At 70.7% G+C, this 14,677-nt stretch carries 11 protein-coding genes; 5 read left to right on the forward strand and 6 right to left on the reverse strand.

Annotated features, from left to right (window positions below):
• Nucleotides 1–334: 334 nt before the first annotated feature.
• Entirely contained in the window at nt 335–1,372 is a 1,038-nt protein-coding gene (locus tag JYJ93_RS10635) for a fatty acid desaturase family protein (protein WP_242543756.1), read from the reverse strand.
• A 402-nt stretch (nt 1,373–1,774) separates the two neighbouring features.
• Here JYJ93_RS10635 and JYJ93_RS10640 point away from each other — a divergent pair, with 402 nt between their 5' ends.
• Together JYJ93_RS10640 and JYJ93_RS10645 are read left to right on the forward strand one after the other, a co-directional pair.
• On the forward strand, nt 1,775–4,372 hold the full coding sequence (locus tag JYJ93_RS10640) for a response regulator (protein WP_206789003.1): 2,598 nt from the start codon (nt 1,775–1,777) through the stop codon (nt 4,370–4,372).
• A 17-nt stretch (nt 4,373–4,389) separates the two neighbouring features.
• Nucleotides 4,390–5,505: an RNA methyltransferase gene (locus tag JYJ93_RS10645; protein WP_206789005.1), complete on the forward strand. Its 1,116-nt coding sequence runs from the start codon at nt 4,390–4,392 to the stop codon at nt 5,503–5,505.
• Between the two features lie 39 nt (nt 5,506–5,544).
• Here the strand turns inward: JYJ93_RS10645 and JYJ93_RS10650 are convergent, their stop codons facing one another.
• The 3 genes from JYJ93_RS10650 to JYJ93_RS10660 form a co-directional block, all read right to left on the reverse strand.
• Complete coding sequence (locus JYJ93_RS10650; RefSeq protein ID WP_206789007.1) at nt 5,545–7,149, reverse strand: ATP-binding protein; 1,605 nt, start codon at nt 7,147–7,149, stop codon at nt 5,545–5,547.
• Nucleotides 7,150–7,390: 241 nt separating this feature from the next.
• Entirely contained in the window at nt 7,391–8,680 is a 1,290-nt protein-coding gene (locus JYJ93_RS10655) for a TIGR02266 family protein (protein ID WP_206789008.1), read from the reverse strand.
• A gap of 16 nt (nt 8,681–8,696) precedes the next feature.
• Nucleotides 8,697–9,071: a response regulator gene (locus tag JYJ93_RS10660; RefSeq protein WP_014399331.1), complete on the reverse strand. Its 375-nt coding sequence runs from the start codon at nt 9,069–9,071 to the stop codon at nt 8,697–8,699.
• Between the two features lie 82 nt (nt 9,072–9,153).
• On the opposite strand from JYJ93_RS10660, the gene JYJ93_RS10665 reads away from it, so the two are divergent.
• Complete coding sequence (locus JYJ93_RS10665) at nt 9,154–10,551, forward strand: M20/M25/M40 family metallo-hydrolase (protein ID WP_206789009.1); 1,398 nt, start codon at nt 9,154–9,156, stop codon at nt 10,549–10,551.
• 11 nt (nt 10,552–10,562) lie between these two features.
• Here JYJ93_RS10665 and pip read toward each other — a convergent pair whose 3' ends face one another.
• The gene (gene pip / locus JYJ93_RS10670) at nt 10,563–11,528 is read right to left on the reverse strand and encodes a prolyl aminopeptidase (protein ID WP_206789010.1); all 966 of its coding nucleotides are present in this window, start codon (nt 11,526–11,528) and stop codon (nt 10,563–10,565) included.
• Nucleotides 11,529–11,640: 112 nt separating this feature from the next.
• The gene (locus JYJ93_RS10675; RefSeq protein ID WP_206789011.1) at nt 11,641–12,804 is read right to left on the reverse strand and encodes a small ribosomal subunit Rsm22 family protein; all 1,164 of its coding nucleotides are present in this window, start codon (nt 12,802–12,804) and stop codon (nt 11,641–11,643) included.
• A 58-nt stretch (nt 12,805–12,862) separates the two neighbouring features.
• Here JYJ93_RS10675 and JYJ93_RS10680 point away from each other — a divergent pair, with 58 nt between their 5' ends.
• Together JYJ93_RS10680 and JYJ93_RS10685 are read left to right on the forward strand one after the other, a co-directional pair.
• Entirely contained in the window at nt 12,863–13,873 is a 1,011-nt protein-coding gene (locus JYJ93_RS10680; protein ID WP_206789012.1) for an ATP-binding cassette domain-containing protein, read from the forward strand.
• On the forward strand, nt 13,870–14,676 hold the full coding sequence (locus JYJ93_RS10685) for an ABC-2 family transporter protein (protein ID WP_206789018.1): 807 nt from the start codon (nt 13,870–13,872) through the stop codon (nt 14,674–14,676). Before JYJ93_RS10680 ends, JYJ93_RS10685 begins: the two co-directional genes overlap by 4 nt.
• Nucleotide 14,677 lies beyond the last annotated feature (1 nt).

Here is a 14,677-nt window from a genome sequence, read left to right on the forward strand (position 1 = left end):
GGGGCCGGGGGAACCGCATCCCCCTGCCCGCGGCGCGTGGCAGGAGTCCCCCGGTCGCCCTGTCGCGCGCCGGAATTGGCGGGCGGGGGAGGGGGGACCTGGCGAATCGCAGGCAGAGAAACACCGCGATTCTTCGTCTGTGTTCAAGCCACGGGGTGGGCTATTTCGGCACGTCACGAGGACGCCAGGCCGCTGTATCAGCAGGGCGGCGAGCGTCTGTCTTCAGAGCGGAACGCGCCTGGTGACGACAGGGGCCGGCGGGGGCTTCCCACGCCTGGAGGCACCACGTTGGTGCCTCCAGGGGAAAGCCAGCCAGGCCGGGATGGATGCGGCTTCAATCCTTCACAGGCAATGTATCACGGCTTTTATTCCGGCCCAAAGACGTGAGGAAGCTCCACGCGCTCTGTTCGCCGCCCAGGTACGTCTGGAAATGGTTCTCCCCGGGGCGGTAGAGGTCCGTCTGCTTGAGCCGCTCGTGCAGCGCGGGCAGGTGGTAGTAGGGCACGGACGGGAAGAGGTGATGGGACAGGTGGTAGCTGGCGTTGAAGGGCGCGATGAAGAAGCGCTCGAAGAGGGTGGCGGCCTCCACGTCCCGCGTCTCGTGCGTCTCATCCGGGGTGGCGGGGGTGAAGGGGTGCTCCACCACCGCGCGGATGCGGAAGGCCACCATCATCAGCGTCAGGGACGGGATGGACCACAGGAGCAGGTAGTGGAGCCAGCCGCCCGTGAGCGTGAGGAAGGTGATGAAGCCCACGAGCCACAGCGCGTAGCGCACGTGCTCCGCGCGGGACGGCGGCGAGCCGCCCTTGCCCAGCGCGCGGCCCGTATAGGACCAGGGAATCATGATGCGCACGTGGGACGGGGTGAAGAAGCCCACCAGGTCCCCCAGGAGCACCAGCGCCATGCCCCCGCGCGTGCGCGGGAACATCCACGCGGAGTCACGCTGCGCCGTGCGCCAGTACGGGTCCCGCTCCGTGTTGATGTAGCGGTGATGCTCCGCGTGCTCCTTGCGGTAGCCCTCCGTGGTGATGTTCATGGGGAACGCGCACAAGAGGTCCGCCAGGATGTCGTTGGCCTTGCGGTTCGTGAGCAGGTGGTAGTGCGAGGCTTCGTGCACCAGGCTGAGCAGCGCGTGCTGCCGCGAGGAGATGACCACCGCGGCCAGGACCCACGCCCACCACCGGTCCACCTGCACCACGAACGCCACCGACAGCGCGATGACGAGCCATTGGCGCGCCACCGCCCACAGGCCGCGCGCGTTGGCCACCACCGACAGCTCCCGCACCGACGCCGTCAGGGCGCGACGGTCGAACACACGGGAGGTGACCGCTTCCGAGTCATCCAGCGACAACGGTTCTGGAACGGCGAGCATCTGGGGACAGACCTCCTGCCGGGCGCGAGCGCTCTGGCGGAAGGCCGGGAGGTCGTTTCCTCCCCCGTCCAAGGCGACCCCCTGCCGCGCACCCCGGTTCATGTGGGATTGCACCGCCTTGGCGGTAATAATCTCATATCATAGGAATGCAGAGGTCTGAAAGACCCGCTCAGTCTTACAGCCTGGACGGACGTGGCGGGTCCAAGGGGTGGCTGGGAAGGGCTTGTGTTGAGTGGTGTCCAGAAGGACGCCCCTGGGGAGAGCAGGCGTCCGGAAGGCTTGGGCCCCGGGCCTTTTGGCCGGTGAGATGGAGGGGATGTCCGTACACTGGACAGGAACCCCTTTCCGCGTTCGCGGCGGCCCAGGAAAGGCGGGGAGGTTGCTGGAACTCCCCGTGAGTGGATGCAGGCACCCTTCGACTTCCAGAAGCTCTTCGAGCTGTCGCCCAATCCCTACATGCTGGTGGACCGGGAGCTGCGTTACGTCACGGCGAACGCCGCCTACCTGCGGGTGACCGCCAGCCGGCTGGAGAACCTGGTCGGGCGCACCATCTTCGAGGCGTTCCCGCATGACCCGGACGACCCGAACAACGCCAGCGCACGGATGCTGCGCGACTCGTTCTTCCGCGTGTTGACGGAGCGGACGCTGGACACGCTGGCGTTCATTCCCTACCGGGTGCCCCGCCAGACGGACGCCGGCGTGGTGCTGGAGGACCGCTACTGGAGCGCCACGCACACGCCCCTGTTCGACGGGAAGGGCGAGGTGGCCTTCATCCTCCAGCACACGATGGACGTGACGGAGCTGCACCAGCTCAAGCAGGCCATGCGCGGCGCGGAGACGTCGCTGGACGCAGGCGGGCCGCGGACGCAGTTGATGAGCGGGGTGCTCGCGCGTGCCCAGGCGGTGCAGGAGGCCAACCGGGTGCTGGACGACGAGCGCCGGCACCTGCGGCGCCTGTTCGAACAGGCGCCGGGCTTCATGTGTTCGCTGAAGGGGCCCGAGCACGTGTTCGAGCTGGCCAACCGCGCCTACCTCCAGCTCGTGGGGCACCGGGACCTGTTGGGCAAGACGGTGCGGGCGGCGCTGCCAGAGGTGGCGGGGCAGGGCTTCTTCGAACTGCTGGACCGGGTGTTCACGACCGGCGAGCCCTTCGTCGGGCACAACATGGGGCTGTACCTGCAGCGCGAGCCCGGGGGGCCGCTGGTGGAGGCCTTCCTGGACTTCGTCTACCAGCCCGTCATCGAGGCGGACGGCCGCGTCTCCGGCATCTTCGTCCAGGGCCACGACATGACGGCGCAGAAGCGGGCGGAGGACGAACTCGCGCGCCACCGCGACCACCTGGAGGAGCTGGTGCGCGAGCGCACGCGCGCGTTGGAAGAGAGCGAGGCGGAGCGCCGCCAGGCGGAGGCCGCGCTGCTCCAGGCGCAGAAGATGGAGGCCGTGGGCAAGCTCACCGGCGGCGTGGCGCATGACTTCAACAACCTGCTCCAGGTGGTGAGCGGGAATCTCCAGTTGCTCCAGCGCGACGCGGTGGGCGACACGCGCGCGCAGCGGCGCCTGGAGACGGCGCTGGGCGCGGTGGAGCGCGGGGCGCGGCTGGCGTCGCAGTTGCTCGCGTTCGCGCGCAGGCAGCCCCTGGCGCCCACGGCGCTCAACCTGGGCCGGCTGGTGCGCGACATGGACGACCTGTTGCGCCGCGCCCTGGGAGAGGACGTGGAGGTGGAGACGGTCATCGCGGGCGGGCTCTGGAACACGTCCGTGGACCGCAACCAGTTGGAGAACGTCATCCTCAACCTGGCCATCAACGCGCGCGACGCCATGGACGGCCGGGGCAAGCTGACCATCGAAGCCGGCAACGCGATGCTGGATGACCACTACGCGATGCTGCACCCGGAGGTGACGGCGGGGCAGTACGTGCTGCTGGCCATCTCCGACACGGGCTCCGGCATGACGCCGGAGGTGATGCAGCGCGCGTTCGAGCCGTTCTTCACCACGAAGCCGGAGGGGCGCGGCACGGGCCTGGGGCTGAGCATGGTGTATGGCTTCGTGAAGCAGTCCGGCGGCCACGTCAAAATCTACAGCGAGCTGGGCCACGGCACGTCCATCAAGATCTACCTGCCGCGCACCTTCCAGGCGGCGGTGCAGCCGGCGGAGACGGGGCCGGGGCAGGTGGAGGGCGGCACGGAGACCATCCTCGTGGTGGAGGACGACGCGGCGGTGCGCGCCACGGTGGTGGAGGTGCTGACGGAGCTGGGCTACCGCGTGCTCAAGGCGCACGATGGCCAGAGCGCGCTCGCGGTCATCCAGAGCGGCCTGCCGGTGGACCTGCTCTTCACGGACGTGGTGATGCCGGGGCCGGTGCGCAGCCCGGAGCTGGCGCGGCAGGCGAAGGCGCACCTGCCGGACCTCGAGGTGCTCTTCACGTCCGGCTACACGGAGAACGCCATCGTGCACGGCGGCCGGTTGGACCCCGGCGTGAGCCTCCTGTCCAAGCCGTACCGGCGCGAGGACCTGGCGCGGAAGATCCGCGCGCTGTTGCGCGGACGCGAGCAGCGGCTGGCGGCGAAGCCGTACCGCGCGCCCGCGCCCGTGGAGCCACCGTCGAAGGGTTTGCTGCGCATCCTCCTGGTGGAGGATGACGCGGACATCCGCGAGTCCGCGTCCGAGCTGATGTCGGACCTGGGGCACACCGTGCTCGCGGTGGAGAGCGCGGAGGCGGCGGGCGAGGCGCTGGCGAAGGAGCCCTTCGACCTGCTCTTCACGGACGTGACGCTGCCGGGCAGGTCCGGCGTGGAGCTGGCGCGCGAGGCCGTGAAGCGCTATCCGTCCCTGCGAATCATCATCGCGTCCGGCGATTCGCGCGCGGTGTCGGCGGAAGACGGCAAGGCGCTGGAGCGCGTGGTGCTGCTGCCCAAGCCGTATGACCTGAACCAGATGGAGCGCGCGTTGGAGCAGGCGGCGATGGACGCGGGGACCTCCGCTCGGGCGCGGCCGGCGTGACGGAGGCCTGGGCCCGGATGGGTGAAACAATCTACGTGTCCACGCTGCCGGGGCTGGAGCCCGCGCTGGAGGCGGAGGCGCGCGAGCTGGGGCTGTCCTTCCGGCGCGCGGAGGGCGGCATCGAGTGCGAGGGCCCGTCCGGCCTGCACCAGACGGCGAACCTGCGCCTGCGCACCGCGAGCCGCGTGCTCCTGCGGCTGGGCACCTTCACGGCGCCCACCGCGGATGCGCTGGTGGAGGGGCTGCGAGCGCTGCCCATGGCGGGCGTCTGGGACGGCAAGGTGCCACTGCGGCTGTCCGTGACGCTGCACCGCTCGGTGGCCCCGGGGCCGGCGGTGGTGCTGGAGTCCGCGGCCGTGGCCTGGGCGCCGGGCGAGGTGACGGCCGCGGGACACCTGGACGAAGAGGGCGGGGGGCCGGAGCTCACGCTCTTGGTGCGCGGCGAAGGATCGCGCTGGACGGTGAGCGTGGACACGTCTGGAGCGCCCCTGTACCAGCGCGGCTACCGGCAGGAGGTGGGGCGCGCGCCCCTGCGCGAGACGCTGGCCGCGGGCATCCTCCGGCTCGCGGGCTACGCGGGGGACGTGCCGCTGGTGGATCCGATGTGCGGCTCGGGCACGTTCCTGGTGGAGGGCGCGTGGATGTCCCAGCGCCGCGCACCGGGCATGCTGCGCACGTTCGCGTTCCAGTCCTTCCCGTCCTTCGACAAGGCCGCCTGGGTACAGCGCCGCGCGGAGGCGGAAGCCGAGGGGCTGGCGGAGCCTCGCGCGCCGATGCGCGGGTTTGATCTCAACGCGGGCGCGCTGGGCACGGCGCGGCGCAACGCGAAGCGCGCGGGCGTGACGCTGACGCTGGAGCGGCACGACCTGCGCACGCTGAAGGCCCCGCCGGACGCACCCGGGCTGGTGGTGGCCAATCCGCCCTACGGCAAGCGCGTGGGAGATGTGGAGGACCTGCCGGACCTCTACCGCGCGCTGGGCGCGACGTTGAACGGAGCGTTCGCCGAATGGCGCAAGGCGCTCATCGTCCCCGAGGAGCCGAAGCTCGTTGCGGCGTTGGGGCTGAAGGGAGCGCGGCAGCTCCCCGTGAAGAACGGCGGCCTGCGCTGTCTGTTGGTGCTGGCGGGCGCTTGAGTTGAAGCGGCAGCACCCGCCCGAAGCAATGGCACGTCGCTAGAGCGGCAGCACCAGCTCGAAGCGTGCGCCGCCCTCGGGACGCGCGCCCGCGCGCACCTTGCCTCCGTGTGCGAGCACCACGCGCCGCACGATGGCCAGGCCCAGGCCGCGGCCGTTGGCGCGGGTGAGGAAGAAGGGCTCGAAGACGCGCTGCGGATCCAATCCGGCGATGCCCGGGCCCTCGTCCTCCACGCTCAGCGAGACCCCGTCCGGCACGCGGCGCACCTCCACGCGCACCGTGCCTCCCTGGGGCGAGGCCTGGATGGCGTTGCGCATCAGGTGCGTGACCGCCAGCTGCAACAGCGTCTCGTCTCCGGACAGCTCCGGCACGTCCGGCGCCTCGTCGAACGCCACGCGCGGCTTGGGCAGCTCCTCCCGGCCGTGGAGCAGCTGCGCGAGCGCGCGGTGCACCAGCTCGCCCAGCGAGACGGGGCGCGGCCTTGGCTCCAGCGGGCGCACCGCGTCCAGCAGGTCGCGCACGATGTCCTCCAGCCGGATGGCCTCCTCCTCCAGCATCTCCACCGCGGAGGCGCCCGCGGGCCCCAGGCGGGGCTCACGCTTGAGCACCGCCACCGTGTTGAGGATGGCGCCCAGGGGATTGCGGACTTCATGGGCCACGACGCCCGCCGCCTCGCCCAGCACCGTCAGCCGCTCGCTGGCGATGAGCTCGTTCTGCAGCCGGGACACCTCCGCGAGCCGCGCCTCCGCCGCGCGGTGGTGCCGCACGTTCTCCAGCGCGCCGCCAATCAACTGCGCGAACAGCTCCAGCGCCCCCGCGTTCGCGGGCGTCAGCGTGGTGGACTGCACCGCCAGCACGCCAAAGGGCTCGTCCCCCACGAAGATGGGCGCGTCCAGCGCGCGTGAGCCCGGCGGGTAGATGCGCTGGATGTTGTCCGCCACCTCCGGCGAATGCAGCCGCCGCGCCATGCTGAACGCGTCCGGATGGAAGGCCGCCCGGCGGCTCGTGAGCACCTCTTCCAGGTGCGGCATCCCCGAGCGGGGAAAGCGCACCGCGTGCACGTCCTGTCCGTACAGCCGCGCCGCCGCCGCCAGGCTCTCCGCTTCCTGGCGCATGGGCCCGTGGCGCAGGAAGTCCCCCTCCAGCAGCATCACGGAGACGTAGAAGCCCTGCCGGTGCAGGGACTCCACCGCCAGCTCCAGCACCGCGCCCTCGTCGCGGCAGCGCAGGAGCTCCGCCGCGGTGGCCACCAGCATGGTGGACAGCGTGCGCACCGCGTCGCCGCCGTCCGCGTCCAGCAGCAGCACGAGCTGCTCCTCCGGCACGCGGCCCGGCGCGGTGACAGGGGAGAGCATGTGCTGGCGGCCGTCCGCGCCGCGCACGCGCACCCAGGCGGGCCGCACCGGCGTGGGCTGCTCGCCGCGCATCAGCGCTTCGCTCAGGGGCTCCACCCAGGCGCGCTCCTCCGGCCCGAAGCGCGCGGCGAGCTCCAGCAGCGACGGCAGCTCGTCCTCTCGCAGGCCCAGCAACGTGCGCAGCGCGGCGTTGGTGAACACCACCCGGTCGCCGCGAATCACGAACAGCGGCACCGGCAGCGCGGGCAGCAGGCCATCCAGCGTGCCGGGCGGAACGGAGGTGCTCATCGCCGCGCCTTCGTTCCAGGGGGACGGAGGCCCAGAGGCAATCGCCGCGCGGGTGCTCCGTAGGAAGGGATGAAGACGTTGAGCACTGGAGGAGACACCATGAACTTCGCGAACGAGTTGGACCGCCGGGACCTGGAATTGAAGTCCGTCATGGCCGTGTGGGTCGCCTTCGTGGCGATGAGCGCGGTCTTCCTGGGCCAGTTGTTCTAGTCCCGAGCGGAATCACCCGCCCGGGAACCTGTCACGGCTTCTTGGTGCGGCGGACGTACTGCTGGATGAAGTCCCGCTCCTCGGCGCGCAGCGAGCTCAGGCGCAGCCCGTAGCCCTTGGGGTTCTTGCCGTCGTCCAGGGAGTTCTCCCAGATGACGGAGCTGCGCAGGGTCATCACGCGCTCCGGATCCTCGAAGCGCAGGGTCAGCTCCACCTGCGTCCCCAACCGCAGCGGCCGGTCCGTGCCGATGAACAGGCCGCCCGACGACAGGTTGATGATGCGGTGGTCGGTGAAGATGCCCGTGTTCTTCATCGACACCTTCACGTCCGCGTGGAGCCGGTCGTCCGACCGGCGCTCCAGGCCCACGAACTCGGCGCTCGAATACGAGGGCGCGGGGGCGGCCATGGGGCGCCGGACGGGAGCGGGTGGCGGCGGCGCGGGAGCGGGCGGAGGCGGCGTCACCGGACGCGTCGTGGGCGTCATCACCGGCGGAGGCCGGGGCGGCGCGGCCGGAACCCCCGGACGCGTCATGCTGCCCGGCGCGGGCGTGGGCGGAATGGATGCGGCCACCGGACGCGTGAGGGAGCCCGGAGCAGGCGTCGGCTGAATCGTGGCGGCCTGCGGACGCGTGAGGGAGCCCGGAGCAGGCGTCGGAGGAATGGACGCGGCCACCGGACGCGTGAGCGAACCTGGAACAGGCGTCGGCGGAATGGACGCGGCTACTGGACGCGCGGCCTGCGGCGTCATCACCGGCGGCGGACGCGCGGGCACCGCGGTTCCGCTCAGCGGGAGCGGCGCGGCGGGCTGCGCGCCAGCCATGTCCAACCGGGGCGGCGGAGGCGCGGGCGGATGCAGCGCGCCCTGGAGGAAGAGCGTCTCCGCCTCGCGGATCCGCCGCGAGAGGAAGTCGAAGATCTCCACGGAGACCTTGCGCAGCTCCGGATGCAGATCCGGCGACAGGTGCTCCGGCGAGAAGCGCTTCGCCATGCGGAAGAAGGCGAGCCGGAACTCATCGAGCGACGCCTGCGGCTTGAGCCCGAACACCTCGTGCGGCGGCAGGTGCAGCAGGCCGCGCAGCTGGTTGCGCAGGCGCTCGGCCTGCTGGGTCTCGAGGGAGGGCGTGGGCGCCGCGGTGGCGAACAGGTCGCGCACCTCCGGGAGGTCCTGGAGCGCGATCCAGTTCGTCCCGTCGCGCGACGCGCGCACCGCCGTCTTCAGGCGACCGGAGGAGATGAGGTCGCGGAAGGCTTGCAGTTGCAGCGGGCCCAGCACGCGGCCGAGCGAGTCTCCGACCCAGTAACCGACAACGGATGACGACACGGGGACCTCGGCGGAATCAGGACGCGAGCGCCTGGCGTACGGCGGCGGCGATCTCCAGGGGATGGAAGGGCTTGCCCACGAAGCCCATCGCCCCCGCGGCGATGGCCTGCTCCACCACCGGCTCCGCGTCCATGCTGCTGATGACCAGGACGCGCGTCTCCGGTGAAACACTCTTGATGGCGCCCAGCACCTCCAGCCCGCTCTTCTTCGGCATGAAGAGGTCCAGGAACATCACCGCCGGCTGCTCCTTCTCCGCCAGCGCCAGCCCTTCCTCCCCGTCCGCCGCCTCCAGCAGCCGCAGGTCGATCCCCGTGTCCGCGATGACGTCCTTGAGGATGCGACGCACGAAGCTGTCGTCATCCACCAACAGCAGGGTAGGTAGTCCAGGCATGGGCGGCAGGATACATAAGACGCGCGACGTTTGGGCGCGCGCATCCCACGTGCCTGCTCGGCTTTTGGGTTAAGGGGTGGGCATGTCCACCGACCCCGCGCTGTCCCATTTCGAATCCCACAAGGCCGCGTACCTGGAGGACCTCAAGGCCCTCGTACGCATACCCAGTGTGTCCTTTCCCGGCTTCGACGCCGGCCTCGTGCGCAAGAGCGCGGAGGCCACCGCGGCCCTGTTGAAGGACCGTGGTTTTGAAAACGTGCAGCTGCTCGAAATCGAGGGCGCGCATCCGTATGTCTATGGCGAGGTGCTCAAGGCGCCGGGCCGTCCCACGCTCCTCCTCTACGCGCACCACGACGTGCAGCCTGCGGGAGACGAAGCGGCCTGGAAGAGCCCGCCCTTCGAGCCCGAGGAGCGCGACGGCCGCCTGTACGGCCGCGGCGCGGCGGACGACAAGGCCGGCATCGTCGTGCACACCTCCGCCGTGGACGCCTGGCTCAAGAGCACCGGCCAACTCCCACTCAACGTGAAGGTCATCATCGAGGGCGAGGAGGAGGCGGGCAGTGACCACCTGGGTGCATTTCTCCAGAAGCACGCGAAGCTGGTGGCGGCGGACGCCATCGTGTTGACGGACACGACGAACTTCGACACGGGCCTGCCGTCCATCACCACGGCGCTGCGCGGGCTGGTGACGGTGGACGTGGAGGTGCGGGGGCTGCACCAGGCGGTGCACTCCGGCATGTGGGGCGGGCCCATTCCGGATCCGGCGATGGCGCTGTGCCGGATGCTGGCGTCGCTGACGCACGCGGACGGCACCATCGCGATTGAAGGCGTGATGGAGCAGGTGAAGCCGCTGACGGACGCGGAGCGCCAGAGCATCCAGGCGCTGCCCGGTGACGACGCGACCTTCCGCGAACAGGCGGGGCTGCGGCAGGGCGTGCAGTTGCTGGGCGGCGGGCGGCACCCCTGGGAGACGAACTGGCGTCAGCCGAGCCTGGCCATCAACGCCATCCAGGCCAGCAGCCGCAAGGACGCGCGCAACATCGTCGTGGAGTCCGCGTGGGCGCGCGTGGGCATCCGCGTGGTGCCGGACATGAACCCGGAGGACGTGCAGCGCCGGCTGGTGGAGCACCTGAAGAAGGTGTGCCCGTGGGGTCTGGAGCTGGAGATCCGCGAGGACCAGGCGTCCGGCTGGTGGTACACGGATTCGTCGCACCCGGCGTTCCAGGCGGCGTTCCGCGCGCTGGAGAAGGGCTACGCGAAGAAGCCGGTCACCATCGGATGCGGGGGTTCCATCCCGTTCGTGGAGCCGTTCGCGAAGGAGCTGGGCGGTGTGCCCGCGCTGCTCATCGGCGTGGAGGACCCGTACACGTACGCCCACTCGGAGAACGAGAGCCTGCACCTGGGCGACTGGGAGAAGGCCATCCGCTCCGCCATCCACCTCTACGAGGAGCTGGCGAAGTCGCTGACCCCTCGCGGCTGAAGCGCGGTCCGCTAGAGGCCGCGGAAGCGGTCCGTGGCCTCGATGAGGGCGGAGGTGTTGCCGGGCTCGTTGGCGGAGTGGCCCGCGTCCGGCACCATCACGAACTGGGCCTCCGGCCACGCGCGGTGCAGCGCCCACGCGCTCTCCGGCGGACACACGACGTCGTAGCGGCCCTGCACGATGACGGTGGGGATGTGACGGATGCGGTGCACGTCGTCCAGGAGCTGCGTGTCCGTGCGCAGGAAGCCCCGGTTGACGAAGTAGTGGCACTCGATGCGCGCGAAGGCGATGGCGAAGTCGTCGCCCGCGTTGCGCGCGATGAGCTCCGCGTTGGGGTACAGGCAGCTGGTGCGGCCCTCCCACACGCTCCACGCCTTCGCGGCCTCCTGCTGCGAGTGCCTGTCGTCGCCCATCAGCCGCCTCGCGTAGGCCTGGAGCAGGTCGCCGCGCTCGTCCTCGGGGATGGGCGCGAGGAAGTGCTCCCACGCGTCCGGGAACATCGCGCTCGCGCCGCGCTGGTAGAACCAGTCGATCTCCTGCTTGCGCAACAGGAAGATGCCGCGCAGCACCAGCTCCGTGACGCGCTCCGGGTGGGTCTCCGCGTACGCGAGCGACAGGGTGCTGCCCCACGAGCCGCCGAAGAGCATCCAGCGCTCCAGGTCCAGGTGCTCGCGCAGCCGCTCCATGTCCGCCACCAGGTCCCAGGTGGTGTTCTCCACCAGGCTGGCGTGCGGCGTGCTGCGGCCACAGCCGCGCTGATCAAACAGGATGATGCGGTAGACGGCCGGGTCGAAGAAGCGGCGCTGCTTCGGGTCGGTGCCGCCGCCCGGACCGCCGTGCACGAACACCACGGGCTTGCCCTTCGGGTTGCCGCTCTCCTCGAAGTACAGCGCGTGGCCCCCGGTGACCTTCAACTGTCCGGTGCGGTAGGGCTCGATGGAGGGATAGAGCGTTCGCAGCGGCGTGGGAGCGGGCACGGGGTTCCTTCCTTGAGAACGGGATTCCACGCAACCTAACAACAGACGGCGCCCCTGGGGCGAGCCGTTCGGAAATACCGCGTCCGCCCCCGAACGACTCCCCCGCGCCCGCTCAGGGCTTGGGCGCGGGCGGCACGCCGCGACCGGCCTGGGCCACCATGCGCACCTCGGCGTTCTCCCCGAGCGCGAAGCCGTCGCCCTTCGTCTCCAGGTCCGTCGCCTCGATGACATCGCCGCGCTGCAGGTGGAAGAACTTCTCGTTCTTCTCCGCGCGGTGGCGCTCCTGCATGGCCAGGCCCACGCGCCCCTCCGGACCGCAGCCGATGTAGCGCTGGCGGCCCTTGCCCTCCAGCGACTCGCTGACGATGCGGAACAGCCGGCCCGGCGGCGGCTCCGGCCAGGCCTCGCCCTTGGGCGCCAGCACCAGGTAGCTCATCTTGAGCGATTCCTTGTGGAAGCCCGCCGCGCGCGCCAGCTCCTCCACCACGCGGGGCATGGGCCACGGGCGCTCGGCGTGGCACCAGTCCGTCTCCTTCACCAGCGCGGGGCACGCGCCGCGATACATGCACGGCGCGCGGATGGCGTAGCCGCGCTCCACCATCAGGTCGCGCACCTTGAGCAGGTTGCGGCTCGTCTCGCGCAGCGCGGGCTCCATCACCAGCAGGCTGCCGCCCTTCTTCACCTTCGCGAGCACCGACTCCAGCAGCGCCGCGCGCGGCTTCAGCGCTTCGTCCGTCGCGCCGTAGAGCTCGTTCACGACGTGTCCCATCGTGATGAGGTCGTACTGGCCCTCCGGCAGCGTGGCGTTCTTCTTCAGCGGATCCCACTCGCGCGTGGCCAGGGCCTCGCCGGCCTCCGTGGCCAGCTTGCGCGCCAGCTCCAGCGCGGGCTTGCTGCGGTCCGCGGCCGTGACTTCGCTGGCGCCCGCGTCCATGGCCGCGAAGGCCACCGGGCCCGGGCCGCTGCCCAGGTCCAGCACCTGCCGGGGGCGGTTCGGCAGCTCGCCCAGCACCTGGCGCGCCTGGGCGTAGGACACCGGCCAGTAGAAGAGGAGGTAGGCGCCGAGCAGGCGCGGGTCGTCCATGTACCGGGCGCCGGCCAGCTGACGCTCGCGGGTGAGGCCGTGCGACAGCTGCTTCACGCCCGCGCCCACCTCCTTGACCTCCTGCGGCGTGAGGCGGGTCTCCGGCCCCTCGCCCCGGCCCCGGGACGCGCGCCACACGGAGATGAGCCGGGGCAGCCATCGCTCCAGGTCCTTGCTGTATGCGTTGCTCATCGTTGCCTTCACATCAGGGGTCGCCACCCGGAGGCGACCGCGTTAAACCCATCCCGCCATGATTTCCGTCCGCGGACTGCGCAAGCACTATCAGGTCCACAAGCGCCCGCCTGGCCTGAAGGCGGCCCTGCGCTCGCTCGTCCACCGCAGCTACACGACCGTCAAGGCCGTGGACGGTATCTCCTTCGATATCAAGCCCGGAGAGCGCGTGGGCTTCCTGGGCCCCAACGGCGCGGGCAAGACGACGACGCTCAAGGTGCTCGCCGGCCTGCTCCACCCGTCCGAGGGGGAGGTCACCGTGGATGGCCACGTGCCCCGCTTTCGCGAGGAGGCGTTCCTCAAGAAGATCATGCTGGTGATGGGGCAGAAGCAGCAGTTGCTGTGGGATTTGCCGCCGTCGGAGACGTTCGAACTCAACCGCGCCATCTACGACGTGCCCCGCCTCCAGTACAAGCAGACGCTGGAGGAGCTGGTGTCGCTGCTGGAGCTGGGGGACCTCATCGGCAAGCCCACGCGGCAGCTCAGCCTGGGGGAGCGGATGAAGTGTGAGCTGGCCGCGGCCCTCATCCACCGGCCCCGGGTGCTCTTCCTGGACGAGCCCACCATCGGCCTGGACGTGTCCATGCAGGTGACGATGCGCGCGTTCATCAAGGCCTACAACGAGCAGACGGGCGCCACGCTCATCCTGACCAGCCACTACATGGACGACGTGGCGGCGCTTTGCCCGCGCGTCATCGTCATCGACAAGGGGCAGCTGTCCTACGACGGCAGCCTGGACGCGCTGGTGCAGCGCGTGCGCCCGGAGAAGCGCGTGGTGCTGCGGCTGGGCCAGCCGGTGGACCCGGGCCTGCTGGCGCCGCTGGGCAAGGTGGTGTCGCACGAGCCGGGCTCGGCGGTGTTGCAGGTCCAGCAGGACGCGGTGAACGCCACGGTGGGCCGCGCGCTGTCCACACTGCCGGTGACGGACCTGACGGTGGAGAACGCGCCCCTGGAAGAGGTGATGAGCGAGCTGTTCCAGGAGGGCAAGGCGCGCCGGGCGGAGGCCGCCCGGGAGGAGGTGTCCGCGTGAGCCTGCGCACGGCCCTCAAGGCGCTGCCCACGATGCTGCGCATCGGCTTCTCCGAGGCGGTGGCCTACCGCGCGGAGATGATCATCTGGGTGCTGGCCACCACCATGCCGCTCATCATGCTGGCCCTGTGGTCGGCGGTGGCGCGCGGCGGTGACGTGGGGCGCTTTGGCCAGGCGGAGTTCACGGGCTACTTCCTCGCGGCCTTCTGCGTGCGGCAGATGACCAGCTCCTGGGTGGCGTGGCTGGTCAGCTACGAGGTGAAGCAGGGCACGCTGGCGATGCGGCTGCTCAGGCCCGTCTCCCCGCTGCTCGCGTACGCGACGGAGGTGCTGGCGGGCATCCCGCTGCGCGTCGCCATCGTCGTCCCCGTGCTGGGCATCAGCGCGTGGGCGGCGGGCGCCGGGCGGGCGGTGCCCACGTCGTTGGGAGGCTGGGGGCTGTTCGCGCTGGGCATCACGGGCGCGTGGCTCATCACGTTCTACCTGAACGTGCTCCTGGGCACGCTGAGCCTGTACCTGGAGAGCAGCCAGAAGCTGATGGAAGTCTACATGGTGCTGTTCTTCGTCTGCTCCGGGTACATGTTCCCGGTGGAGTTCTTCCCGCCCGGCGTGCGCACCGTCATGGAGTGGCTGCCGTTCCGCTACCAGATGGGGCTGCCGGTGGAGCTCATGACGGGGGCGCACGCGGCGAAGGAGGCGTGGGAGCTGCTCGGCGCGCAGTGGGCGTGGGTGCTGGGGCTGGGCGTGGTGTCCTTGACGGTCTGGCGGCGGGGCCTGGCGCGCTTCGCGGCGTTCGGAGGGTAGG

This window comes from Corallococcus sp. NCSPR001, from assembly GCF_017309135.1.
In the GTDB taxonomy this organism is placed as follows: Bacteria; Myxococcota; Myxococcia; order Myxococcales; family Myxococcaceae; genus Corallococcus.